Here is a 24,250-nt window from a genome sequence, read left to right on the forward strand (position 1 = left end):
GAATGAAGGCTTTGGATAGCCGCAAGGACGATGACAGATCAGGATGATCTAGGGTGCTGTGGCGCTGCAGACAGGATGTCTGCAGCGCCCGATTTCGTTTTGGCCCTTAGCTTTTTTTATAGCGCTCGGCCAACACTCCTATCAAGACAAAGCTCCCCACCACCGTCAGCAACATTTGCCAACCAGGCAACTGGCGTAAAAACACTTCCAACAACGGCGTTAACAAAACTGACAGCGCACCATAGCCAAAAGCACACAAGGCAATAAAAACAGCGACACGCAGCCAGACAGGGCGGCGGCGCATCAAATGACGTACCAGATCGTTAATACTGTCGCCAAAAATGACCAGCAGCGTTGCCACCATTGCCAAAGCTATATCATCGAGATGTGGTCGCAGATAAACCGACCATTGATTAAGCCAGCTCAGCATGGCTTTTCCTCACAACAATGCAGAGCATGCATAGTGAGTAATCCGCTGCCAAACGGCAACTGACGGGCATAAAAAAACCCGCTCGATGAGCGGGTTTTTAATATGGTGCCGGCACCAAGAGTCGAACTCGGGACCTACTGATTACAAGTCAGTTGCTCTACCAACTGAGCTATACCGGCTAAGTGGGCGGGGATATTACTGATGAAGCCTGGCCCCGTCAACCCCTTTTTACGATAAATATCTGATTCTCCGTAGGTTTTCATTTGTCGCCAAAGCGCTGGCTCAATTTCATAAAAATGTCACAATGACGCTCGGTTATTTCTGCACAATACGGGGCGCAACATGAGTGGTAATCACATTTTGGTCGTCGACGATGAACCAGCCATTTGCGAAATGATCTCCACCAGCCTTGAGCTGGCCGGTTTTCAGGTCAAACTTGCTGCTAATGGCCACCTGGCGCATCAGATGGTGGTCAACGACCGGCCCGATCTGATTTTGCTCGACTGGATGATGCCCATGTTGTCTGGCATAGAGCTGACCAAACGGCTGAAAAAAGACGATAGGACTGCCGACATCCCAATTATTTTGCTGACGGCCCGGGGCGATGAAGACGACCGTATCAGTGGCCTGGATGCAGGTGCTGATGACTATGTTGTTAAACCCTTCTCGCCGCGTGAATTGGTGGCACGCATTCGCGCCGTTCTGCGCCGCAGCCAGGGTTTGAGTGAAGACGGCACGCTGCGAGCAGGTGCCATAGTGCTGAACCGCAATGCACAAAGCTGCACAATAGGTGATGAGCAAGTGACATTGGGGCCACTCGAATTTCGCCTGCTGGAATTCTTTATGCTGCATCCGAATCGAGTATACTCGCGCGCCCAACTGCTCGATCGGGTATGGGGTGGCAATGTTTATGTCGAAGACCGCACGGTAGACGTGCATATTCGGCGATTGCGCAAGGCTTTGAGTCCACAAGACCAGCAAGCCATGATTCAGACCGTTCGCGGTGCAGGTTATCGCCTGACCCCAGACGCGGTCGAAACCGGATAAACGGCTCAACAGTGAGGTAGCCCTTGCACCAGGGTATTTGGCAGAGAGAACTGCTACGTGTTGCAGTGCCAGTCGGTTTGGGACTGGCAGCAGGCTGGTCGGTGGGCTATCCCTTGCCAGGCTTAATCGCCGGTATGCTGGTGGCTCATGCCATGTCGCTGCGGGCAATGGCCAATCTGTATCGTTGGAGTCATCGTATGGGGCCGCCGCCTCAAGACAGTGGCCTGGTTGGTTACAGCGTTGATCGTATTGTGCGCCGAGAAAAAAACCTGCGCACTAAGCTCAGCCAGCAAGCCAAACAGCTGCGACGTTACAACGACGGGCTGGAATCCCTGCAAGACGGTGTACTGATTATCGACGCCGACGGCTATATCACCAACTTCAACAGTGCCGCCGTTCGGTTACTGGGCCTGCGCAGTGACGACCAAGGCCAACACATCAAAAACCTGCTGCGAATTCCACGCTTCACTAAGTATTTTGATGGTGGCGACTACAGCAAGGCGCTGCAGTTCGACTTCAATCATATTCGCTCGCAAACCCTGATGCTGCAGATCACTCAGTTTGGCTTAGACCAAAAGGTCCTGCTGGTGCGCGATGTGACGGAACGCAAGCGGGTCGAAACCATGCGTCAGAACTTTATCGCCGACGTTTCTCACGAATTACGCACGCCACTAACCGTTATCAATGGCTATTTGGAAATGTTCCGCGATATGGAACTGCCCGCCACGCTGTCAAAAGCCATCGGCCAAATGTCCGGCCAAGGCGAGCGTATGCAAAGCCTGGTTAACGATTTGATTGAGCTATCACGGCTGGAAAGCGCCAATCGTGATGCCGGCGGCGAGTATTTCAATATGCCGCAATTAGCTCATAGCGTCATTGATCAGCTGCAATCTTATGCCAACAACCCAGTGGTGCTGAGCTGTGATGCCCATGTTGAGGTACTGGGCTTTGAACAAGAAATGCGTTCTGTGCTCAGTAACTTGCTGACCAATGCCTATAAATATGGCGGCGATGGTGAAGTGCGACTGCAGATTCGTGCCGAAGGCAATGGTTTACGAGTCAGCATCTCAGATCAGGGCCCGGGCATCGCCCCCGAACACCTCAGCCGCTTAACCGAGCGCTTTTATCGCGTTGACGACTCGCGCGAATCAACAGTCGGCGGCTCTGGCTTAGGCTTGGCCATTGCCAAACACGCACTAGAACACCATGACTCACAACTGGAAATAGATTCTCATTTAGGATCTGGCAGTACCTTTAGCTTTGTCTTGCCTGGCGAACGGGTGCGGTCACAATAAAAGCGCTAGCCGAGTGATGTTACTGCGGTGAGTGCGCCAATATCAGCTTGCCCCAGTGACTGGTTTTTATTTGCCGAACAGCTAATGCCCTCCTTGAGGGATCTTATCCCTCACGCCGGGCAGGCGAACTCCCTGCTTTGCGCTGCGCAGGCCTTTTCTCCTTTGTTTGCAATGCTGTGGTCGCCGCAACACCAACAGCCTGCATCCCGGCAGGATGTTGGCTAGCGCTGCCGTCCGGGCAGCCCCTGCGGGCACAGCCATTGCCAACTCAGGCGGCCTGCTAAAGCGCCAAAAACCTAGGCGCACGATCGAGAGGACAGGCACAAGGCTTAGGATGGGTGCCTCGTTTGTAACTGTAATTACTTATTTTAAGCAAATAAAATCACTATGGACGAACACAAGAAGCTTAAAAGCAGTGAGAGGTTGAAGATTATGTTTCATGCTGGCGCGACTATTATTGAGGTATATGAGGCTTGGAAGGAATACGGTTTTGGTGATGAATCAAGTTTGGTGCTGAAGGTGATTTTTGCCATATATGATCATGACTCAATAGAAGGTTTGGAAGATTTGCCAGACTTTGTGTCTATGGAAATACGCAGGTTATTAGAAAAATACAAAAAAAACGGGAGCTATAGATATACCAATAGTAATGGAGAACAAGATCTTACATATTATCTGGAAGCTATCTCGAAACATTTTGAATAGCAGGGTTACATGGGATTATATGAATCCCCCAAAAAAGCTGTCCAGGGCTGCCCCTGCGGGCACAGCCATTTCCAATTCAGGCGGCCTACTAGGGCGCTAAAAACCTAGGCGAATAACCGAGTAAGCAGGCACTAGGCTTAGGGTGTCTCGTTTGCACTTCGTTTGTATTACTAGTTTCACCGAACAAAATTCAGCGCTAAAACCTCAGTTAATCGGAAGTCAAACAAAAATATAAGTAAAGCCAACACATTTCGCTATTCACGGCAGTTTGTATAATGCTGCTCTTGCCATGGGGCAAAGTGCCTGCAGTATCACCAGTGCTAAGTCAGCGAGAGCAGATTAGTGTTTGGATGAAACATTCGGGTAATCGATTGAATTGATATAGGAAGGGCTTCTGAGAGGCGGCCCTGCATTTAGGAGTAAGAATGCGCGGGATTATTTTCGCTGGATTGATGGCAATTACAGCCATTGCAAATGCAGCAACAATCAAATACAAGTCCGAAAATATCTTTGGTGACAAAAAGCTCTATAATTGGGTGAATGGGGTGTCTATGATAAATATTACCTACTCAGAGCAGCATAACACACTTAGGTTTTACTTCGGCACACAGGGCCAAAATAACAAAGCTTCTTGTGCAATTTTCAAAGTTGAGTCATTGGAACAGGCTGAAAAAATTATCAATAAAGTGATGGATAACAGTGATAATTCAATTATTGATATGACTCCGTATCAGAATACGGAAAAATGAGATGAGAGCTTTGTTGCTTTTGGCTGTTCGGGGGAATTACCGATAGCCGCTAAAGCCAAATCGTGCGACGGCTGCTGTTACCCGGCAGCCGTCGAAGGTGCAGCAATCACACAGACGCCATCGCAACGTGTGATGCTTACAGGCAAGCCTTAGAACTTGTATTCAATACCGGCACCGGCGTAGCTGGCGTCTTTGCTTTCATCGTCGGCACTTTCGTCGGTGTAGAACAGCATCGCCTTGGCGCCTTTGCCGAGGCTGTAGTCAGCTCCCAGGCTGTAGGTGCTCATACCTTCAGCGACGATGTCCGACTGGCCATATTGAGCTTTCAAAGCCAAACCCATATCCAGTTTATAAGCCACAGAAGCCACCCAGCCTTCGGTGTCTACGTCATCTTTATCCTGTTGCTCCCACAAAGCACCCAGCTGCAAACCAGCCACTTTGGTTTGCACCACGACACGGGTCACATCAATGTCTTCGGCTTTGACGTCAATATCACGGGCAACGCCCAGGTAAATAGGGCCACGCTCATAGTTCAGAGCGATAGATTTACCATCGTTAACCTCTTCGTCTTCGGAGCTGATGTAATCGACTGCCAGCTGCACACCCGCCAAACGAGGGCTGGTGTACATCACACTGTTGCCCATACGGTTTTCGGCGCTGGTGATGGCACTTTTTATGTCACCTTCGAGGTCGTTGAACTGATCGATTTTTTTCTGCAGTGCTTTTAGAGGCGTATCAAAGGTACCTATGATCAGCTGACCCGCTGAGCCTTGTAAGCCAGCAAAGGTGTTGCGCTGAGAAAAGTCACCGTCTTTGCTATCGGGAGTGGTCTGATATTCCACCTGATAAATCGCTTCAATGCCGTGCTTCAACTGGCCTTTGCCTTTCAGACCCAAACGCGATGCATTGCTGCTGACTTCGGTGTATTCACCTTTGCTGTCATCGTTGGCCTGCACCGTTAGGTTCAGCTTGCCGTAAAATTCTGGCATTTGAATTTCGATGGTGTCGGCAGCTTGTGCCGCCATTGGCGCCAACATGGCGGCCAGCAAAGCGTAGTTTTTCATAAAGTTATCCAATGAAGGTGATCGTTACCGTTGGGTGACAATGATGTTTCAAAAAGATTGCACTTTTATGACAAGCCAGCTCTTTGCGACAACTTTGTGTCACACCCCGCATGCTCACTTGTTCGCTACCACTGTAGCAGGCCTGGATTAGAGGAAAGCTTAAGGTGGAAAGATGCGGCGCCAAATGACGCCACAGTATGACGTGCTTACTTGTCGTCTTTGTGCGCTTGCTCTTCCATTTCGGACAGCGGTGTATGACGCACATCGGTACCACTGACCAGGTAGATAACCTGCTCTGAGATGTTACGTGCATGATCACCAATGCGCTCCAGAGCGCGCAAAATCCACAGGATGTTAATGGCTTGAGATATCGAGCGCGGATCTTCCATCATGTAGGTGATCAGCTCACGCAGCGCCGCTGCGTATTGCTTATCGACCAATTTGTCGTTGCGCACTACTTCAATGGCACCTTCAACATCGGCACGGGCGAAAGCATCCAGCGCCCCCGATATCATCTTCACCACTTCAGAGCCCATATAGCGCAGTGACTGCTGGCAAATCTGCGAGTTGCGCGCGTCTGCCACTTCCAGGGTATGAATGGCAATCTTGCACGCTTCATCACCGATACGCTCGAGATCACGCACCACCCGCGATACCGCTAACACCATGCGCAAGTCGGAGGCAGCCGGCTGGCGCCGTACCAAGATTTGCGTGCATTCATGGTCAATAGTCACTTCCATATTATCGACTTCATCTTCGCGTCGAATAATATCGTCGGCACCACTGGTATCACCGCCACAAATGGCTTCGATGGCAGCCGATACCTGGCGTTCAACCAAGCCACCCATGCCCATCATCTGGTTGCGAATCGCTTCCAGATCGGCATTGAACTGGCCAGAGATATGCTGGTTAAAATTCATTTCCATCATCTAATCCTTAGCCAAAGCGGCCAGTAATGTAGGCCTCAGTGAGTGAATGCTCCGGGGTAGTAAATACCTGATCGGTTGGATTCACTTCAATCAGCTGGCCCATATGGAAGTAAGCCGTGCGCTGAGACACCCGAGCAGCTTGTTGCATCGAGTGAGTAACGATGGCGATGGTGTAATTTTCGCGCAGCTCGTCAATCAGCTCTTCAATTTTAGCCGTTGCAATGGGGTCCAGGGCAGAACAGGGTTCATCCATCAAAATAACTTCAGGGTCCACGGCAATGGTACGGGCGATACACAAACGCTGCTGCTGACCGCCAGAAAGGCCGGTACCCGGTGCATGCAAACGGTCTTTGACCTCATTCCACAAGCCGGCACGCTGCAGGCTGCGCTCAACGATTTCGTCTAATTCAACCCGTGACTGCGCCAAACCATGAATTCGAGGCCCGTAGGCAATGTTGTCATAGATGGATTTTGGAAACGGGTTTGGCTTCTGAAACACCATGCCAACACGGGCACGCAGTGGCACTACATCGACCTTAGCATCGTAGATGTTGTCGCCATCGAGCAAAATGTCACCTTTGATATTGCAAATATCGATGGTGTCATTCATGCGATTCAGGCAACGCAAAAAAGTGGATTTACCACAACCGGACGGACCGATCAGGGCGATCACTTCGTTGGCACCGATATCTAAGCTAACATCGAAGATCGCCTGCTTTTCACCGTAAAACACATCTACGCCACGTGCCTGCAGCTTGGGCGCGTCAGAGAAGGGTCGGCCATTAGTTTTGTGGTTTTCAATAATGCTCATAATTGCACCTAGTAATAACTCTTATCTCTGTACACGCTTACCAACGACGCTCTAACTTACGGCGTAACCAAACCGCAGCGGCATTCATAGTAATCAAAAAGCCCAGCAACACGATGATGGCGCCAGAGGTACGCTCAGTAAAGGCGCGCTCCGGGCTGTCTGACCAGAGGAAAATCTGCACCGGCAATACCGTCGATGGATCGTTGATAAAGCCTGGTACGTCGACCACAAAGGCGATCATACCAATCATCAACAACGGAGCGGTTTCACCCAGTGCTTGTGCCATACCGATAATGGTTCCGGTCAGCATGCCTGGCAGGGCCAGCGGTAACACATGGTGGAAAACCACCTGCATCTTGGAAGCACCCAGGCCATAAGCCGCTTCACGGATTGACGGTGGCACCGCCTTAATGGCTGCACGACCCGAGATGATGATGGTTGGCAAGGTCATCAGGGTGAGCACCAAGCCGCCCACCAGCGGCGTCGAGCGTGATACACCAAAGACATTAATAAAGATCGCCAAGCCAAGCAGACCAAAGGTAATGGAAGGCACCGCCGCCAGGTTGTTGATGTTGATTTCAACAAACTCGGTAATGCGGTTCTTCGGCGCAAACTCTTCCAGGTAGATAGCCGCCGCCACGCCGATAGGAAACGACAGCAGGAAGGTCACCATCAGGGTCAGGAAGGTACCAGAGATGGCACCACGAATACCCGCCAACTCCGGCTCACGCGAATCACCATTGGTAAAGAACAAGCGGTTAAAGCGTGTATACAGCTGGCCATCGTCCTGCCATTGCTTAAGCCAGCCCAACTGCACTTCGCTCAGGCGCTGGTTTTGTTGCAACTCACGATCATGCTTAAACCACTGATCAACATCGTCATCGGCAATCAGGGCAATGGTGATAGTCTGCCCCAGTACACTGCGATCATCCAATACCATTTGCTGCAGTTGCCAAGAGGCCCCGGCACTGACAAGGCTAAACAGCTGGCGCCGGTCGCGACGTTCCGGCTGCAGTTCCTGCACCAGATGGCGCTTGATCAGACCATCGAAGTTGGCCAGTTTGACGGCCTTATCATCGGCGTTGGCATCGATGCCGAGGTAGTCGCTGTCGAGCTCAATGCTGACTTCAATCACCGTCTGTTGAAACGCCGACAGGCCTTTACTCAAAATGTCAGAGAACAACACCACCAAACACAGCAAACCAAAGGTAACCGAGGCTATGCCGTAAGCGCGAAAGCGGGCTTCCGACGCACGGCGGCGCTTCATGCTGCGCTCAACTTTTTCTCGAGTGGTTAAATTAGTCATATTGCTCCCGGTATTTCTGCACCACTTTCAGGGCAACGAAGTTCAATGTCAGGGTCACCAGGAACAGCACCAAGCCCAAGGCAAATGCCGCCAAAGTTTTCGGCGAGTCGAACTCTTGGTCACCCACCAGTAGGGTGACGATTTGCACCGTCACCGTAGTCACTGAGTCGAGTGGATTGGCGGTCAGATTGGCCGCTAGACCGGCCGCCATCGCTACAATCATGGTTTCACCAATGGCACGCGAAATGGCCAGCATCACAGCGCCGACAATGCCCGGCAGGGCCGCAGGAATGATCACCTGACGTACGGTTTCACTGCGCGTTGCACCGAGACCATAGCTGCCGTCACGCAGAGACTGCGGCACCGCGTTAATCACGTCGTCCGACAATGACGACACAAACGGAATGATCATAATGCCCATCACCAAACCCGCTGCCAGGGCACTTTCCGACGACACCTCAAAACCCATGCCGGTGCCCAGATCACGCACCAAAGGTGCGACCGTTAGTGCAGCAAAGAAGCCATACACCACGGTTGGGATACCAGCGAGAATCTCCAATGCAGGCTTGGCATATTTGCGCACCGTCGCGGTGGCGTATTCAGATAAATAAATCGCTGCCATCAGACCTACGGGGACTGCGATTAACATGGCAATCATGGAGATCAGCAAGGTACCGGCAAACAGCGGCACGGCGCCAAAGCTGCCCGATGAGCCAGACTGGTCGGCACGCAGCGCTACCTGGGGTGACCACGTGGTGCCAAACAGGAAATCCAGCGCATTAACTTTCTGGAAGAACATCCAGGCTTCGTACAATACCGACGCCAAAATGCCAAAGGTGGTGAGCACGGCAATGCCAGAGCTAGCAAACAGCAACACGCCGACGATACGCTCAACTTCGGTACGCGCACGCAACGTTGGCCGCAGACGTTTCCAACTCAGAGCAAAACCCAGCAGCGCCAACACCAGCACGGCGCCCGCTTGCAATACTCGGGTACGCTCTTCCAGCGCCAACAAGTGCTCAACGGCAGGCTGCAAACTGGCATCTGCCGCTAGACCTGCGCCTTGGGCCAGGTTATGCACCTTGCTTAAGGTCAGCTGAATATCGACCTCACTGCCCTGCTGAATAGCGGCCGGCAGCTGTTTGACCACCAGAGTATCGACCACCGGGCCTTGCAATAAAGTCCACAGCAGGACCAAGAGTACGGCTGGGATGCCGGTCCACATTGCCATCAAAGCGCCATAATGGGTCGGCAGCGAATGCAGCGAATTGCCGGCGTTGGCCAGCATGCGAGCACGATTTCGTCCGAGCAGGTAAGCCCCACCAAACAAAATGATGATCGCGATAATCAAGCTACTGTAATTCATCGTTCTGAAATCAGTTCCTGGCCGGTCCTCACTAACTGGACTGACCCGTTATCGGTTGTGCCACGGCAGTGACGTTATGGCATCCAAGCCAGCGGCCCGTGTTAGTGCACCGGCCGGGAAGTTAACGCACAAAAGCCGAGGCATAGCCTCGGCTTTTGAAAACAGAGTGTTTGTCTGCGTTAGTTAGCAGCCAGAGTCTTCAGACTCTGAACGCTATTGCGAACGACAGTCCACTCTTCCTGAGTCATCGGGATCATACCTTTTTCGGCCAGGTAACCATACTCACCCATGGCGCGATCTGAAGTGAACTCAGCCAGGTACTGCTCGATGCCCGGAATCACACCGATATGCGCCTTCTTCACATAGAAGTACAGCGAACGGCTGACGGGGTATTCACCGCTAGAGATGTTATCGAAGGTTGGCTCCATACCATTGATCAGAGAACCTTGAACCTTGTCGGCGTTTTGCTCCAGGAAGCTGTAACCAAAGATGCCCAGTGCTGCAGGATTAGCCGCCAGCTTTTGCACGATCAAGTTATCGTTTTCGCCCGCTTCAACATAAGCACCGTCTTCACGCATGCCATGGCATACCGCCTTGTATTTGTTTTTGTCTGCTTTTTTCATCGCCTTGATGAATGGGAACTGCTTACAGCCACCTTCCATCGCCAGCTCAACAAAGGCATCACGCGTACCGGAAGTTGGCGGTGGGCCTAACACTTCAATAGCACGAGCAGGCAGTGCTGGGTTCACGTCTTTCCAGGTTTTGTAAGGGTTCTCAACCAGAGTGTCAGTGCCGTCTGGATTCGGAATGTTTTTCGCCAGCGCCAGGAATACATCCTTAGTGCTCAACTGCATGCGCTCTGCGGTCTTGGCGTTGGCCAGAACGATGCCGTCGTAACCGATTTTAACTTCGATGATGTCGGTCACGCCGTTGCTGGCACACAGCTCAACTTCAGACGGTTTGATGGCACGAGAAGCGTTGGTGATATCCGGCGTCGCACCGCCAACACCGGAACAGAACAGCTTCAAGCCGCCGCCTGAGCCTGTGGACTCAACCTTAGGAGTACGGAAATCAGTCGACTTGCCAAAACGTTCAGCTACCACAGTAGAAAACGGGTAAACGGTCGATGAGCCAACGATGCTGATGTAGTCGCGCTCGGCATGCGCAGCGCTGCCCACCAAAGTGGCCATGAAAGCGGCGCCGGTCAACAAAACTTTTTTCATCACAGTGTCCTTTATACAGGGTTGCTGGGTGATTGCTGTTACTGGCCGCCATTATTTGGCTGCAATGTTACAGAAACATGACAACGGCTTGTTTTGTGACTATTTGATGACCATTGCATGACAGCCACTCCTGCCAAGCGTCTTGCTAGCCCCTCCAGATAAGGATTATTGGGCCTGAGGAAACAGACTGTGACCGAGTGGTAGATAACATCAAAGTTGAGTGTACTGGCGTAGCAAAAGCAGTAAACTCAGCGCCAAACAACAACAAATCAGGTTTGCCATGACATCCTCTGAAGACAACCAGCCAAGCCCAGAGGGAGAACTGTCTCTAAGGTTGATTCCATCACGCTGTGATGCCAATGCACACGGTGATATCAGTGGTGGTTGGGTGGTATCACAAATGGATCTGGCCGCCGAAAGTGTCGCCAGTCAGGTCGCCAAGGGCCGAATCGCCACCGTGGCGCTGGAGCAGGTGGCGTTTATGTCGCCCATCCGGGTCGGCGCGGCAGTGTGTTTCTACACCCGACTGTTAGATATCGGCACGTCATCTATCCGCATCGGTATCGAAGTATGGTCGCGCAATCCCCAAGAAAATCATCGCCGTAAAGTGGTGGATGCCGAGTTTGTGTACGTCGCGATTGATGAAAAAGGCCGCATTCGCCGGGTACCGCGCTAAGCTCAGGCCTCGCTCTGCTGTGCAAGTCTGGTTACAATCGACGCGTTTTTCTTATTCTATTTGCAACCAAGACGAATCCCATGGGCAGAGCGTATCAAAACCGTAAAGAATCCATGGCCAAAACGGCCGCGGCAAAAACCAAGGTCTACTCCAAGTACGGCCGTGAAATCTATGTAACCGCCAAAGCCGGCGGCAGTGACCCGAGTGGCAACCTGGCCTTGCGCAGCCTGATCGATCGCGCCAAAAAAGACCAGGTGCCATCCCACGTTATTGAAAAAGCCCTAGACAAAGCCTCGGGTGCTGGTGGAGAAGACTTCCAACCTGCGTTATACGAAGGCATTGGCCCTGGCGGCGTGATGGTGCTGATCAGCGCTCTGACCGACAACGGCAACCGCACCTTTGGCGAAATTCGTGGTGTCTTCTCGAAGTGCAAAGCCAAGCTCGGAACTCAGGGCTCGGTGTCACATATGTTCGACCACAGAGCCATGTTTGTATTTGCTGGCGACGACGAAGAAGCAGCGCTAGAAGCCTTGATGATGGCCGATGTCGATGTGTCTGATATCGACAGTGAAGACGGCATGATCACCGTATTGGTGCCGCCGACGGAATTCTTCAAAACCAAAACGGCATTGCTGGAGATGGATGACAGCCTCGACTTTGAAGTCCAGGAGATCACCTATCTGCCTACCATGGAACACCCAATCAGTGGCGATGATGCCGACAGCTTTGAGCGCTTTGTGGGTCTGCTAAACGATTTGGAAGACGTGCAGGAAATCTACCACAACGGTCAATTTGCCTAAGTCGACTGGCCGGAGCCACCGCTCCGGCCAGGCCTTGCTATTTTAACGTTGCACGGATCGCAGCAATCACCTCGCGGGTGTCGGGTCGCACGCCACGCCACAGAGTAAAGGCTTCAGCCGCTTGCTCTACCAGCATGCCAAGGCCATCTAGAGTAATGGCGGCACCTTGCTGTTGTGCCCACTGGCTAAATACCGTCATGTCAGCACCGTACATCATGTCGTAACAGGCCGTATGACCATCGACCAGCCCCGCTGGCAGCGGTGGTAGCTCACCGCTTAAACTAGCCGAGGTGCCGTTAATCACCACATCAAAGTTGCCACTGAGCTGCTCGAAACCACAGCCTTGAAGGTTGCCTAGGTCAGCAAAATCGGTGGCCAGAGTTTGGGCTTTGGCTAGCGTACGATTGGCAATCACCACCTCGGCTGGCTGCTGCGCCAACAGTGGCTGCAGAACACCGCGCACCGCTCCGCCAGCGCCTAGTAGCAAAATACGTTTAGCCGCTAACTCAATGCCATGATTCACCGTCAGGTCAGTTAACAAACCAACACCGTCGGTATTGTCGGCTAACAGCTGACCATCAGCTTGCATCACTAGGGTATTCACAGCCTGGGCGCGTTGAGCACGCTCGCTGTGCAGATCGGCGTAGCGAAATGCCTGTTCTTTGAACGGCACCGTCACATTTAAGCCTTTGCCGCCACGGCGGAAAAACTGGCTGACGGCATCGTCAAAGCCATCCATTGGTACCAGCATGGCGGAATAAATCACGGTCTCACCTGTTTGCTCGGCAAAGGCGCTGTGAATTTGAGGAGACTTGCTGTGGGCGATGGGATTGCCCATCACGGCGTATAAATCAGCCATTCAATGTCCTTATACCCAATCTTTGTGCGGCAAGAAGTCGGTGTAGAGGCGCTCTTCCCAGGAGCCGGCCTCAGGCTGCCAGTCGTAGTCCCAATGAGCGACGGGTGGCATCGACATCAAGATGGATTCGGTACGGCCACCACTTTGCAGCCCAAAGATGGTGCCGCGGTCAAACACCAAGTTAAACTCGACGTAGCGTCCGCGGCGATAGCATTGAAATTTACGTTCCCGCTCGCCAAACTCGTAGTCCTTGCGGCGCGCCATAATCGGCAGATAGGCGTCGATATAACCATTACCTACCGCCTGCATAAAGGCAAAACTGCGTTCAAAATCTGCGTCATCGCCGTCCCAGCGATTCAGATCATCAAAGAACAAACCGCCCACGCCACGAGTTTCGTTGCGGTGCTTGAGGAAAAAGTAGTCGTCGCACCAGCGCTTGTAACGCGCATACACCTGGTCGCCAAACGGTTGGCATAGATTCTTAGCAGTTTGATGCCAATGCACCACATCCTCTTCAAACGGATAAAATGGCGTAAGATCAAAACCGCCGCCGAACCACCATACCGGCTCTTCACCTTCTTTTTCGGCAACAAACAAACGTACATTGGCGTGGGAAGTCGGCACATAAGGATTGTGGGGGTGGATTACCAGAGACACCCCTAAAGCTTGAAAGCTACGCCCCGCCAGTTCTGGTCGAGAGGCAGTGGCTGACGCTGGCAGCTGATCACCATAGACATGAGAAAAGTTAACGCCGCCTTTTTCCACCACCTGGCCATTGGCCATTACCCGGGTACGCCCTTCGCCGCGCAGGCTATTTTGCGCGCTGGGTTCACGCTGCCAGTCATCGTGTTGAAAACGAGCGCTGCCGTCTTCTGCTTCCAGCGCGTCACAAATTCGCTGTTGTAAATCCAGCAAGTAGGCTTTTACCGCAGCCACATCACACTGACTCATAGGGGTTCCTTAACGTAAACGCTGGCCATCCAGCGTGCGGATATCAGAAGGTCGATCGCGATCACCCAGTTCACCAGGCACGCAGAAAACACCATCAGCAAAGTACTGCTGCACTTGCTGTTGCGACAACGCCGGTGGCTCACCGGCTGGATTAGCAGAGGTCGATACCAGTGGACCACATTGATGGCACAACGCCTGCACCAATGGATGGGCGCTGATTCGAACCGCTAACGTTTGATGTTCGCCACGCAGCAACGGCGACACACGGTCGTAGCAGGGTAACAGCCAGGTGTTGGGGCCGGGCCAACCGGGCAGCACCATAGCCTTAGCTTCGGCCGATAGTGGCAACAGATAGTCGTCCAGCTGTGACAAATCGGCGGCAACAACAATCAGACCCTTTTGCCAGGGCCGCTGCTTTAAGGCTAACAGGTGTTCTAAAGCTTGCTCATTGGCCGGATCACAGCCCACCCCCCAAACGGCTTCGGTCGGGTAAGCCAAGATATCGCCTTGCTGTACGCGCAAAGCAGCCTGCGCCAAATGTGAAGGAAGTGTTCCAGGTGGAGGTTTGTCGGACGGTGTCTTCATGGGTTGATCAAATACAGATTAGCTTTGCACACTAACCCAAGGCGGCTGCCCTCACAAGGGTCAGCCACGTGAGTTAACCCGCAACCAGCATATAACCCTGGCCACGATAGGCGACAATACGATTGTCGCATACCCCATCCAGCGTCAGCTTGCGTCTTAATCGGCTGATCAATACATCCATGGCACGGCGGCGTTTCCAGGCGTCTTCACAAACATCGCCATAGACACAATGTTCTAGTCGATCGCGTGCAACCAATTGCCCTTGATTAGCTAATAAGCGCAGCAGCAAATTCATTTCCTGTTCGCCCAAACTGACGTGTTCATTGTCTTTACTCAGTACCCGGGTTTCCACATTTAACTGAAAACCTAGAAAGTGAATGCCGTCAGGGTCCGTTTCCGGTATACGCCGCAATAGTGCCTCTATACGCAACAGCAGCTCGTCATAGTTAACGGGCTTGCAGACATAATCATCGGCGCCGGCTTGCAGACCTCGAATGCGATCTTGGTCACCATCGTGAACCGATATCAATATGCTGCCACACTGGGCTGGCAGATCTGGCACCAAACTCATGGCTTCGCCATCGGGCAAAGAAACATCGGCAATCAGGATACGCGGTGTTATCTGCAACAGCAGTTGACGCGCCTGCTGCAACGTTTCTGCACAACTGACTTGAAACCCCTGTTGAGTCAAAAAGAAGGCTAATGACTGCTGCAGTAGGCCATCATCCTCCAGCAACAGTAAGGGTATCTGTGTTTCGTATTCCAGCATGGCTCTGCTCCTTGAGACATTCGATACTGAACAACAACAGCTGTTGTAGACGAACACACTGATAAGATTCTATCTGCTCAGTTTGGTCAAGTAACTCAAGCGCCAATAGCCGCAGTCGTTGTAATCCCAAACTACTGCTTTGACTGGCGATGCGATGCACTTTGGCACGCCACTGCTCATCGTCCACACTAATCGGCGTCTCCTGCTGCAGTCGCTGCAATGCCTGCTCAAGTTGCTGCGGCCATTGCGTTTCTGGAATGTGCCGGCGAGTCTGAGACAGCTGTAGCCTGTCGATAATAGGATCAGCCACTGCCAGCTGCAGCGGCTGTAACGCTGCTTTTAGCATGTTTTGTGTTACCGGCTTATTAACGACACCGTCTAGGCCAGACTGCTGCAGTTGCTGCAGTCGCCTTGGACTGCTATCGGCAGTGAAAGCGATGACCTTGCTATCGAGCTGCTGCTGTTTTAACCAAGGCAATAGGCTTAAGCCATCGCCATCGGGCAGGTTCATGTCTAACAGGATGACATCGACATGATGTTGCTGCCTATGTAATCGAGCTTCAGCCAAGCTAGCAACACTGGCGACCCAATGACCCATCTGGCGCAGCTGATTCACCACCAACTCGCGATTGAGCAATACGTCCTCCACCACCAATACCGACAATGCGATATCCACTGAACTGTTCTCGACCGACACTGGATCTTCAAGCTGCACATCAGCAGGCTCTAGCGCTAAGGTAAACCCAAAACGACTACCAACCCCAGGCCAGCTAACGCAATCAAGTTGGCTACCCATTTGCCGCAGCCATTGCTGGGCTAACGATAACCCCAAGCCACTGCCTTCCTGTTCACGCGCACTATCGGCCCGAGTAAATGGCTGTAACAGCCTAGGGATATCTTCTGCTGCTAAGCCGCAACCTGTATCTTCAACGTCAAAGCGAATACGACCTTCATCAACGGCGGTGACTTGCAATCGGATACTGCCTTGTTGGGTGTATTTGATGGCATTACCGATCAAGTTGGTTAGCGTCTGGCGTAATCGTACGCTGTCTATTTGGCGACAACCGAGATCGGTATGGCAGATCAATTCCAGCAGAACATTTGGCCGCTGAACTACAGGTTGCAAACCGGCTATCAAGCAGCGCAGCCAATGATTCAACATCACGGCTTGCTGTGGGCGCGAAATTTCTGAATGCTCTTGTTCTGACTGCATTAACACATCGCGGGCTAGCTTCGACAGACCCATAGCCTGATCAATAATCAAGCTGCAATCCTGCTTTTGCATTGCATCGTGACAGTCGTTTTGTAGCTTTTCTGCAATACCGGTAATGGCATTGAGTGGAGTTCGTAGTTCATGGCTTAAGGTCGCCAAAAAATGGCTTTTCACCGCCGCATTGTGCTGCGCTTGTTGCTGCAGTAACTGGAGTTCCAGCTGCCGGTCTTCTTGCATCAATAGGGCAAAGCTCAACACCAAGCCGTAAGCAACGAAGTAACCCACACTGGAGACGATTAAGTTGATTAGGCGCCCCTCCAATATCGAGTCAAAGCTGACATCGAATAACACCGCGGGCACCCTCAACACCATAATGACCGCCATCAAGCTGCACATGGCAAACAACAAGTTAACGCCATAGCGCCCGGTACGCAGTCCAAAACGCTGCCAGAGGACGGTAGCACCAATGCCATACAGCAAAATGTACATAAGGCTAAAAATCAGAATGCGGGAACGAGTATCAAAATCGACCCAGGTGAAATAGTTAAACGGTAGGCTAATAAGTAAGAAGAGTGTGATCATTAAACGCCATACCCGGCCTTCATCCCAGCCGCAATAAAGCAGCAACCCAATTACCGTGAAGATGTTCCACAACAGCAGACAGTGGTTAGCAAAGGTGACTCCCCACCAGACATCCCCTTGCAGCTGCAACGGTAATAATATGGTTCCCACCGGTAAGCACAATGACGCCCATAGCCAAGGACGCATCGCCGGCTGATGGCGATTTAACAAATACAATGGCCATAAAAAAACGGCACAAGCGGTGGCTATCATGGCAAAGGCCTGATAATGAAAAGCAGGTCCCATAGGCGACTCCTGTCAGCGTATCCTTACAAATCCACCTGCGCTTTGTGTCAACCAGCCAGCAAGCTCCAGCTCCAAGAGCTGCGGCAATAATTCTGCTACCGGCAACTGGCTGCGCACAGCAATGGCATCCACTGATGTTGGTCCGTAATCAATACAGGCCAGCAAGCTCGGTTGGCTATCTGCCGTGGATGGTATCATTGCCAGCGAAGCAGGCTGCGGCTGCCGTTCAAACCAGCCAATCTGCTGCAATACATCGTCAGCATCACGCACTAGCGTAGCACCGTCGCGAATCAGCTGATGGCAGCCATGACTGAGCGGATTATTCACAGCCCCTGGTAATGCCATGACGTCACGGCCCTGCTCTGCAGCCAAACCAGCAGTGATAAGCGAGCCGCTTTTCAACGTCGCCTCCACCACCACAGTTCCTAGGCTTAGACCACTGATGATGCGGTTGCGGGAGGGGAACTGTTGCGCCCTAGGTGCAGTGCCTGGTTCAAACTCCGACACAATTAGCCCCTGCTCGAGCACTTGCTGAGCCAGTTTCAGATGCCGGCGCGGGTAGATAATATCGGCGCCACAGCCGAGCACCGCAATGCTACGCCCTTGCTCAACAGCACCTTGATGACTGGCACCATCAATGCCCAACGCTAAGCCAGACACTACGGTCAGGCCCGCTCCAGCCAAACGGTTGGCACACTGCTGCGCCCAATCAATGCCATAGTGACTGGGGTTGCGACTACCGACCATAGCAATGCAAGGTTGCTCTAATGCCGTTAAATCGCCACGGGCATACAACAGGATGGGGGCATCCGATAAGGCGGATAAGCATTCAGGGTAAGGCGATACGCCGGCTAGCAACACATAACAGTCAGGCTGCTGACGCCAATGCTGTAGCATCTCAAAGCCTTGGCTCAAACTTGCTTGTTGTTGCCAATTTTGGGCGGCGTGCAGCGTTAAGCCGAAATCAATGAGTTGCTCGACGGTTGAGCTAAATAACTGGGCGGGATCGTCTAGCTGCAGGCGAACGCGATTAACAGCGATATTTCCGATCCCTGGCAGGCGGCGTAACCGCCACCAGGCGAGTAACTGCTCATCCGTGAGCATTGTTTATATTCCATTAAGACGTTAGTTAGGTGAAGAGAAGTGATCTCCAACACGCAAAGGCTTGGTGGCACGCATGATCAAGCCGTAAGACATCTTTTCATAGGTACGGAACACCATCATCACACCCGCTCGTTCTGATGGCAGACGCACATACTCGTCAACGGCGCGGTCATAGACCACCTCTCCCTCTTTCTTCACCAGGAGAACACTACCAGCTTCCAAACCATCACGTTCGCCACGATTGAGTGCCACCACATCAAACTGGCCAACCTGCGATACACCACCAGACACCGCTAAAATCTGCCCATCAACCTCCCGCTTTGGAGCCTTGGGGATGAAGCGAGACAACAAAGTGCGGTCTTCTGTCTGTAGTAAACGATCGCCAACAGAGACCTGCTGATTAGTGCGTTCAAGTTCGAGCGTTAGAATATCGTCATTAACGTCTGTTACACGCCCCTGGCCAATGTCGAGAGCCTCTAAACCCAACACTTCCTCGGTCTTAGGATCGATGTAAACCTGGCCACGGCGGTATATCGAGTAGGCAGCAGCAACCTGCTCACCTATCTCGCCACGGGCGTAAATGGTACTACCGGCGCCCATTAACAAGTGGCCGTCGCTACCCGACAGTACTCGAGGAGCCTCATCCAGTTCTTTCTGCTCGACCACACGATGATCACGTAAGAAGCCGCGAACAGCATCCATTGGGATAGCAGGGATGGCTGACTCAATGGGCTCAACGCGTACCATTGGATGCATTTTCATGGTCCCAGGCTCAGAGCCAGGTGACAGTTTGACCGTGCGGGCACTTTGACCGCGTTTAACGACCGTCACACGGGTCTCGCCACCGACATCGATCAATGCCAACTCGTCCCCAGGGAAAATCAAATGAGGATCTTCAATTTGACGATTCAGGTACCAGATTTCCGGCCACTGCCATGGATCATCGGTGAAACGTTCGGAGATGTGCCACAGAGTGTCGCCATCTTTCACCGTGTAACGCTGCGGAGCGTCTGCTTTCAACGGTAAGGCTGCGACCGTAGTCGACAGACACAGCAAACCGGTAAGAAGAACGCGCTTGATGGTTTTGCTCATCCTGTATTCCCTTTATCATAAACGCATCTGACGATGCGCAGTCGACAGCGCCGCGGCGACATAGCCGCTCCTGCATTTTGGCAGGAACCGCGCACTAGCTTTCTTTCTGTATCGCCAGCCAGTTTAGCAAGTCAATAGCTTGCTGTTCTATAAAGCACGAGAAATCTATCGACAGAGATACTATGGCCATACTCGATATCCTCGAATACCCAGATCCCCGCCTGCGTACCGTTGCTACTCCAGTGCAGCAAGTAGATGACCGCATTCGTCGCATTATCGACGACATGTTCGACACCATGTATGACGCACCAGGGATAGGCTTAGCGGCCACTCAGGTGAATGTTCACGAGCGCATTATTACCATCGATGTGTCCGAGGATAACAGCGAGCCGCTGGTGTTCATCAACCCTGAAATCACCGTGCTGGAAGGCGAAATTGAAAGTATGCAGGAAGGCTGCTTGTCCGTGCCTGGCTTTTACGAAGAAATTTCCAGGATTGAGCACTGCTTAGTAAAAGCACTGGACCGAAACGGCCAATCCTTCGAAATGGAGTGCCGTGGTCTTCTGGCGGTATGTATCCAACATGAGGTGGACCACTTGGAAGGCAAGCTAATGGTCGATTACCTGTCGCCGCTCAAGCGTAAGCGCATCAAAGACAAACTCGATAAAAAACACAAGCTCGAAGCGCGCCAGGGACAACGCTGATATGTCATTGAAAGTTATTTTTGCCGGTACACCTGAGTTTGCCGCGGTGCACTTACAGGCATTGATCGACAGCGAGCACGACATAGTCGCCGTTTACACCCAGCCTGACCGCCCCGCTAAGCGTGGCAAAAAAATGCAGCCCAGTGCGGTCAAAGCACTGGCCCATGAGCACCAGTTAGCGGTTTATCAGCCGCTTAACTTCAAACACGCAGAAGATGTTGAGCAGCTGCAAGCGCATCAGGCCGATGTCATGGTGGTGGTCGCTTATGGCCTGTTATTGCCGAAGTCCGTCTTGGATGCACCACGCAATGGCTGTCTTAACGTACATGCCTCACTGTTACCGCGCTGGCGTGGTGCAGCACCCATTCAGCGCTGTCTAGAAGCCGGCGACAGCTGTACCGGCATTACCATCATGCAAATGGATGAAGGCTTAGACACAGGCGATATGTTGCACAAGCTCACGACGGTGATCAGTCAGGAAGATACCGGCGGTAGTTTGCACGATCGACTGGCCGAACTCGGCCCGGCAGCCCTGCTCGATACCCTACACGCACTAGAAAACGGCCAATTGCAGCCCGAACAGCAGCAACACGAGCAAGCCTGCTACGCCCATAAACTCAGCAAACAGGAAGCACAGATCGACTGGTCGCGTCCCTGTTCCGAATTGGCGTTGCAAATACGCGCCTTTAACCCGGTGCCCATGAGCTACTCCATTCTAGGCAGTGAGCGCATACGCATCGTTGCAGCACAGGCCTTACATAAACCCCATCATCTGCTGCCAGGCACCATAGTTGCTGTCGACAGTGAGGGCGTTGAAGTCGCCTGTGGCCAGGGCCTGTTGCGCCTCACTCAGCTACAGCTAGCGGGCAAAAAGGCCATGTCCGTGGCTGACATCATCAATGGCCAGCCGCAATTGCTACAGCCCAACTACGTTTTCAGTGCAGTGAGCCCAGTGTGAAATCATCTTTGTACGGCGCCAGTAGCGCCTCCTTGTCTGCCCGTGCGGCCGCTGCACGGGCACTGGCCGGTGTTATGCAAGGGCAATCCCTCAACCAGCTGTTGCCAACCTTAGAGCAACGCGTTGACCAAGCCGATCGCGGCTTTTTGCGCGACATGGTATTGGGCAGTTGCCGCCATTTTCAGCGTCTCAATGCGCTGGCCAAAATGCTGCTGAAAAACCCGTTTGATGACAGCGACCAGGATCTACACGCCTTATTAGTCATCGGCTTGTATCAGTTACATGTGCAAGGCAAGGCACCTCATGCAGCTGTACATGCCACCGTGAGTGGCTGTGAAGAACTGGGCAAGGGCTATGGCAAGGCAGTGATCAACGCTTGCCTGCGACGTTTTGGTCGCGAGTACGAAAGTCTGACACACGCACTGGACGACAATCCAGTGACCGCCAGCAGCCATCCTAAATGGTTAGTCAAAATGCTGAGCAAAGCCTGGCCAGATCAGGTCGACGACATTCTCCGCAACAACAACGATAAGCCCCCCTTGTGCTTGCGCGTCAACCGTCGCCAAGTCAGTCGTGATGACTATTTGCAGCAGTTGCAGCAGGCCGAGATCGACGCTCGTCCAGCACCCTTCAGTGATGATGGTATCTACCTAAACACTGGCCTCGATGTCACCACCCTACCGGGTTTTGCTGCCGGTTTTGTTAGCGTGCAAGACGAAGCGGCCCAACTGGCGGCGCAGCTGTTACAGCCACAAGCAGGCGAACAGATACTGGATGCCTGTGCCGCTCCTGGCGGTAAAACCTGCCATTTGTTAGAAATGGCTGATGCCCAGGTGACCGCCGCTGATATCGACGCATCACGCTTAGAGCGGGTCCAAGAGAATCTTGAACGCTTGCAACTATCAGCACAGATCTTGTGCGCCGATATGCTAGCCCCTGACAGCTGGCCCGAGCAGCAATACGATGCCATCCTGCTGGATGTGCCGTGCTCAGCGACCGGTGTTATTCGCCGTCATCCAGATATCAAGCTATTGCGCCGCCGCGAAGACATTGCTGCCTTGGCGCAGACTCAAGCACAACTGCTGTCGCTGGCCTGGAAGGCCTTACGACCCGGCGGGCGTTTGCTTTACGCCACCTGCTCCGTGCTGCCGCAGGAGAACAGCGAGCAAATTGCTCAATTTGTGTCGCAAAATGCCGATGCTAGCGTGCAGACACTGGACAAACCGTGGGGAAATGCCTGTAATGCCGGTCGCCAACTGCTACCGCAAACAGATGGCCACGACGGGTTTTATTACGCCCTGCTGCATAAAGCTTAACGCAACCGCCTTCGAGCCAGCGATCCTGGCTCACTGACAGAGGTCGCATATGAAGATCATTATTCTCGGTGCTGGTCAGGTCGGCGGTACGCTGGCCGAGAACCTGGCCAACGAGCAAAATGACATTACCGTGGTGGATACCGATCAGGAGCGCTTGCGTGAGCTGCAGGATCGTATCGACATCAAAACCGTGTGTGGCAGTGCCTCACATCCGAAGGTATTAGCCGATGCCGAGGCCGATGACGCCGACCTGCTGATTGCCGTCACCAACTCGGATGAGACCAATATGGTCGCCTGCCAAGTGGCCTTTACCCTGTTTCGCACGCCGAAAAAGCTCAGTCGCATTCGCGCCAATGCTTATCTGAAAGAAACGGGCTTGTTCAGCGATGAAGGTTTTCCCATCGACGTACTCATCTCCCCTGAAAAGGTGGTAACCGAATACGTCAGCCGCTTGCTGCAATACCCAGGGTCGCTGCAGGTGCTGGATTTTGCCAATAACAAGGTCCAGCTGGTGGCCGTTAAAGCCTTTTACGGCGGCTTGTTGGTGGGGCAGCAGATTCAAACTCTCAAAGAGCATTTGCCCAATATCGATGCCCGTGTGGCGGCGATATTCCGCCGTGGCCAGGCCATTGAGCCAGTCGGCAGTACCGTTATAGAAGCCGATGATGAGGTCTTTTTTGTTGCCGCCAAAGACAATATTCGCGCCGTCATGGGCGAGCTCAGACGCGCTGAGGATTCTTATAAGCGCATCATCATTGCTGGTGGCGGCAATATTGGCTATCGCTTAGCCAAAACCCTGGAACGTGATTATCGCCTTAAGCTGATTGAGCATTCCCGTGACCGTGCCAAGTACTTGAGCGAGAACCTTAAGCACACCGTAGTACTGTTTGGCAGCGCCACGGATAAAGCCTTGCTGGAAGAAGAAAACATCGAAAACACCGATGTGTTCTGCGCCCTCACCAACGATGATGAAGTGAATATCATGTCGTCTTTGCTGGCCAAGCGCTTGGGCGCACGCAAGGTGATGACCCTGATCAACAAGGCAGCGTACGTCGACTTGGTTCAGGGCGGCATGATCGATGTCGCCATTTCACCGCAACAAGCCACCATTGGCAGCCTGTTAACTCATGTTCGCCGTGGTGATGTTGCCAACGTACACTCGCTGCGACGCGGTGCCGCCGAAGCCATAGAAGCCATCGCCCATGGCGACAGTCGCTCGTCGAAAGTGGTTGGTCGCAGCATCAGCGAGATTACCCTGCCACCAGGCACCACCATAGGTGCAGTAGTCCGTGGCGAAGAAGTGATTATGGCGACCTCTGACGTCGTCATTCAGTCAGAAGATCACGTTATTCTGTTTGTGGTTGATAAACGTCATATCAGTGATGTTGAGCGTTTATTCCAGGTCGGATTGGGCTTCTTTTAAGCACGGTA

The 24,250-nt window shown here is 52.7% G+C and carries 24 protein-coding genes and 1 tRNA gene; 10 read left to right on the plus strand and 15 right to left on the minus strand.

Translation table 11 applies throughout. The annotated features are described in order from the left end of the window. Positions 1-106 precede the first annotated feature (106 nt). Both AC55FS_RS01325 and AC55FS_RS01330 read right to left on the minus strand, forming a co-directional pair. The gene (locus AC55FS_RS01325; protein ID WP_496934264.1) at positions 107-430 is read right to left on the minus strand and encodes a DUF3392 domain-containing protein; all 324 of its coding nucleotides are present in this window, start codon (positions 428-430) and stop codon (positions 107-109) included. Between the two features lie 103 nt (positions 431-533). Continuing rightward, a tRNA-Thr gene (locus AC55FS_RS01330) sits at positions 534-609 on the minus strand. 163 nt (positions 610-772) lie between these two features. On the opposite strand from AC55FS_RS01330, the gene phoB reads away from it, so the two are divergent. From phoB to AC55FS_RS01350, 4 genes are all read left to right on the plus strand, one after another. Then, positions 773-1,477, plus strand: coding sequence for a phosphate regulon transcriptional regulator PhoB (gene phoB / locus AC55FS_RS01335; protein WP_496934265.1), 705 nt, complete (start codon positions 773-775; stop codon positions 1,475-1,477). Positions 1,478-1,500: 23 nt separating this feature from the next. Further along, complete coding sequence (gene phoR / locus AC55FS_RS01340; RefSeq protein ID WP_496934266.1) at positions 1,501-2,772, plus strand: phosphate regulon sensor histidine kinase PhoR; 1,272 nt, start codon at positions 1,501-1,503, stop codon at positions 2,770-2,772. A 387-nt stretch (positions 2,773-3,159) separates the two neighbouring features. Further along, a complete protein-coding gene (locus AC55FS_RS01345) occupies positions 3,160-3,477 on the plus strand; it encodes a hypothetical protein (protein WP_496934267.1) in 318 nt (105 codons plus the stop codon). Positions 3,478-3,902: 425 nt separating this feature from the next. Beyond that, positions 3,903-4,226, plus strand: coding sequence for a hypothetical protein (locus tag AC55FS_RS01350; protein ID WP_496934268.1), 324 nt, complete (start codon positions 3,903-3,905; stop codon positions 4,224-4,226). A 149-nt stretch (positions 4,227-4,375) separates the two neighbouring features. Here the strand turns inward: AC55FS_RS01350 and AC55FS_RS01355 are convergent, their stop codons facing one another. From AC55FS_RS01355 to AC55FS_RS01380, 6 genes are all read right to left on the minus strand, one after another. Continuing rightward, positions 4,376-5,290: a porin gene (locus AC55FS_RS01355; protein ID WP_496934269.1), complete on the minus strand. Its 915-nt coding sequence runs from the start codon at positions 5,288-5,290 to the stop codon at positions 4,376-4,378. Positions 5,291-5,496: 206 nt separating this feature from the next. Beyond that, positions 5,497-6,216 carry a phosphate signaling complex protein PhoU gene (phoU, locus tag AC55FS_RS01360; RefSeq protein WP_496934270.1) on the minus strand — a complete coding sequence of 240 codons (720 nt, stop codon included), beginning with the start codon at positions 6,214-6,216 and terminating at the stop codon, positions 5,497-5,499. A gap of 10 nt (positions 6,217-6,226) precedes the next feature. Then, entirely contained in the window at positions 6,227-7,030 is an 804-nt protein-coding gene (gene pstB, locus AC55FS_RS01365) for a phosphate ABC transporter ATP-binding protein PstB (RefSeq protein WP_496934271.1), read from the minus strand. A gap of 37 nt (positions 7,031-7,067) precedes the next feature. Then, the gene (gene pstA / locus AC55FS_RS01370; protein ID WP_496934272.1) at positions 7,068-8,336 is read right to left on the minus strand and encodes a phosphate ABC transporter permease PstA; all 1,269 of its coding nucleotides are present in this window, start codon (positions 8,334-8,336) and stop codon (positions 7,068-7,070) included. Next, entirely contained in the window at positions 8,329-9,702 is a 1,374-nt protein-coding gene (pstC, locus tag AC55FS_RS01375) for a phosphate ABC transporter permease subunit PstC (protein ID WP_496934273.1), read from the minus strand. The genes pstA and pstC overlap by 8 nt, the downstream gene beginning before the upstream one ends. A 179-nt stretch (positions 9,703-9,881) precedes the next feature. Continuing rightward, complete coding sequence (locus AC55FS_RS01380) at positions 9,882-10,925, minus strand: PstS family phosphate ABC transporter substrate-binding protein (RefSeq protein WP_496934274.1); 1,044 nt, start codon at positions 10,923-10,925, stop codon at positions 9,882-9,884. A 280-nt stretch (positions 10,926-11,205) separates the two neighbouring features. On the opposite strand from AC55FS_RS01380, the gene AC55FS_RS01385 reads away from it, so the two are divergent. Continuing rightward, positions 11,206-11,601, plus strand: a complete 396-nt coding sequence (locus AC55FS_RS01385; protein ID WP_496934275.1) for an acyl-CoA thioesterase — start codon at positions 11,206-11,208, stop codon at positions 11,599-11,601. An 80-nt stretch (positions 11,602-11,681) separates the two neighbouring features. Further along, complete coding sequence (locus AC55FS_RS01390) at positions 11,682-12,401, plus strand: YebC/PmpR family DNA-binding transcriptional regulator (RefSeq protein WP_496934276.1); 720 nt, start codon at positions 11,682-11,684, stop codon at positions 12,399-12,401. Between the two features lie 37 nt (positions 12,402-12,438). Here AC55FS_RS01390 and aroE read toward each other — a convergent pair whose 3' ends face one another. From aroE to AC55FS_RS01425, 7 genes are all read right to left on the minus strand, one after another. Continuing rightward, positions 12,439-13,260 carry a shikimate dehydrogenase gene (aroE, locus tag AC55FS_RS01395; protein ID WP_496934277.1) on the minus strand — a complete coding sequence of 274 codons (822 nt, stop codon included), beginning with the start codon at positions 13,258-13,260 and terminating at the stop codon, positions 12,439-12,441. A gap of 9 nt (positions 13,261-13,269) precedes the next feature. Continuing rightward, positions 13,270-14,211: an oxygen-dependent coproporphyrinogen oxidase gene (gene hemF, locus AC55FS_RS01400; protein WP_496934278.1), complete on the minus strand. Its 942-nt coding sequence runs from the start codon at positions 14,209-14,211 to the stop codon at positions 13,270-13,272. 9 nt (positions 14,212-14,220) lie between these two features. Further along, on the minus strand, positions 14,221-14,796 hold the full coding sequence (gene tsaC, locus AC55FS_RS01405) for an L-threonylcarbamoyladenylate synthase type 1 TsaC (RefSeq protein ID WP_496934279.1): 576 nt from the start codon (positions 14,794-14,796) through the stop codon (positions 14,221-14,223). 73 nt (positions 14,797-14,869) lie between these two features. Further along, complete coding sequence (locus AC55FS_RS01410) at positions 14,870-15,565, minus strand: response regulator transcription factor (RefSeq protein WP_496934280.1); 696 nt, start codon at positions 15,563-15,565, stop codon at positions 14,870-14,872. Further along, on the minus strand, positions 15,519-17,645 hold the full coding sequence (locus AC55FS_RS01415) for an ATP-binding protein (RefSeq protein ID WP_496934281.1): 2,127 nt from the start codon (positions 17,643-17,645) through the stop codon (positions 15,519-15,521). Before AC55FS_RS01415 ends, AC55FS_RS01410 begins: the two co-directional genes overlap by 47 nt. Before the next feature lie 12 nt (positions 17,646-17,657). Beyond that, positions 17,658-18,749 carry a DNA-processing protein DprA gene (gene dprA / locus AC55FS_RS01420; RefSeq protein WP_496934282.1) on the minus strand — a complete coding sequence of 364 codons (1,092 nt, stop codon included), beginning with the start codon at positions 18,747-18,749 and terminating at the stop codon, positions 17,658-17,660. A 21-nt stretch (positions 18,750-18,770) separates the two neighbouring features. Beyond that, positions 18,771-19,841: a LysM peptidoglycan-binding domain-containing protein gene (locus tag AC55FS_RS01425; RefSeq protein WP_496934283.1), complete on the minus strand. Its 1,071-nt coding sequence runs from the start codon at positions 19,839-19,841 to the stop codon at positions 18,771-18,773. Positions 19,842-20,023: 182 nt separating this feature from the next. Here AC55FS_RS01425 and def point away from each other — a divergent pair, with 182 nt between their 5' ends. From def to trkA, 4 genes are read left to right on the plus strand one after another with little or no spacing between them, the layout of a single operon-like run. Beyond that, entirely contained in the window at positions 20,024-20,545 is a 522-nt protein-coding gene (def, locus tag AC55FS_RS01430) for a peptide deformylase (RefSeq protein WP_496934284.1), read from the plus strand. 1 nt (position 20,546) lies between these two features. Continuing rightward, complete coding sequence (gene fmt / locus AC55FS_RS01435) at positions 20,547-21,503, plus strand: methionyl-tRNA formyltransferase (RefSeq protein ID WP_496934285.1); 957 nt, start codon at positions 20,547-20,549, stop codon at positions 21,501-21,503. Continuing rightward, entirely contained in the window at positions 21,500-22,819 is a 1,320-nt protein-coding gene (gene rsmB / locus AC55FS_RS01440) for a 16S rRNA (cytosine(967)-C(5))-methyltransferase RsmB (RefSeq protein ID WP_496934286.1), read from the plus strand. The genes fmt and rsmB overlap by 4 nt, the downstream gene beginning before the upstream one ends. A gap of 49 nt (positions 22,820-22,868) precedes the next feature. Beyond that, complete coding sequence (gene trkA, locus AC55FS_RS01445) at positions 22,869-24,242, plus strand: Trk system potassium transporter TrkA (RefSeq protein ID WP_496934287.1); 1,374 nt, start codon at positions 22,869-22,871, stop codon at positions 24,240-24,242. Positions 24,243-24,250: the final 8 nt, after the last annotated feature.

This window comes from Bacterioplanes sp. CLAM21 (genome assembly GCF_059641015.1).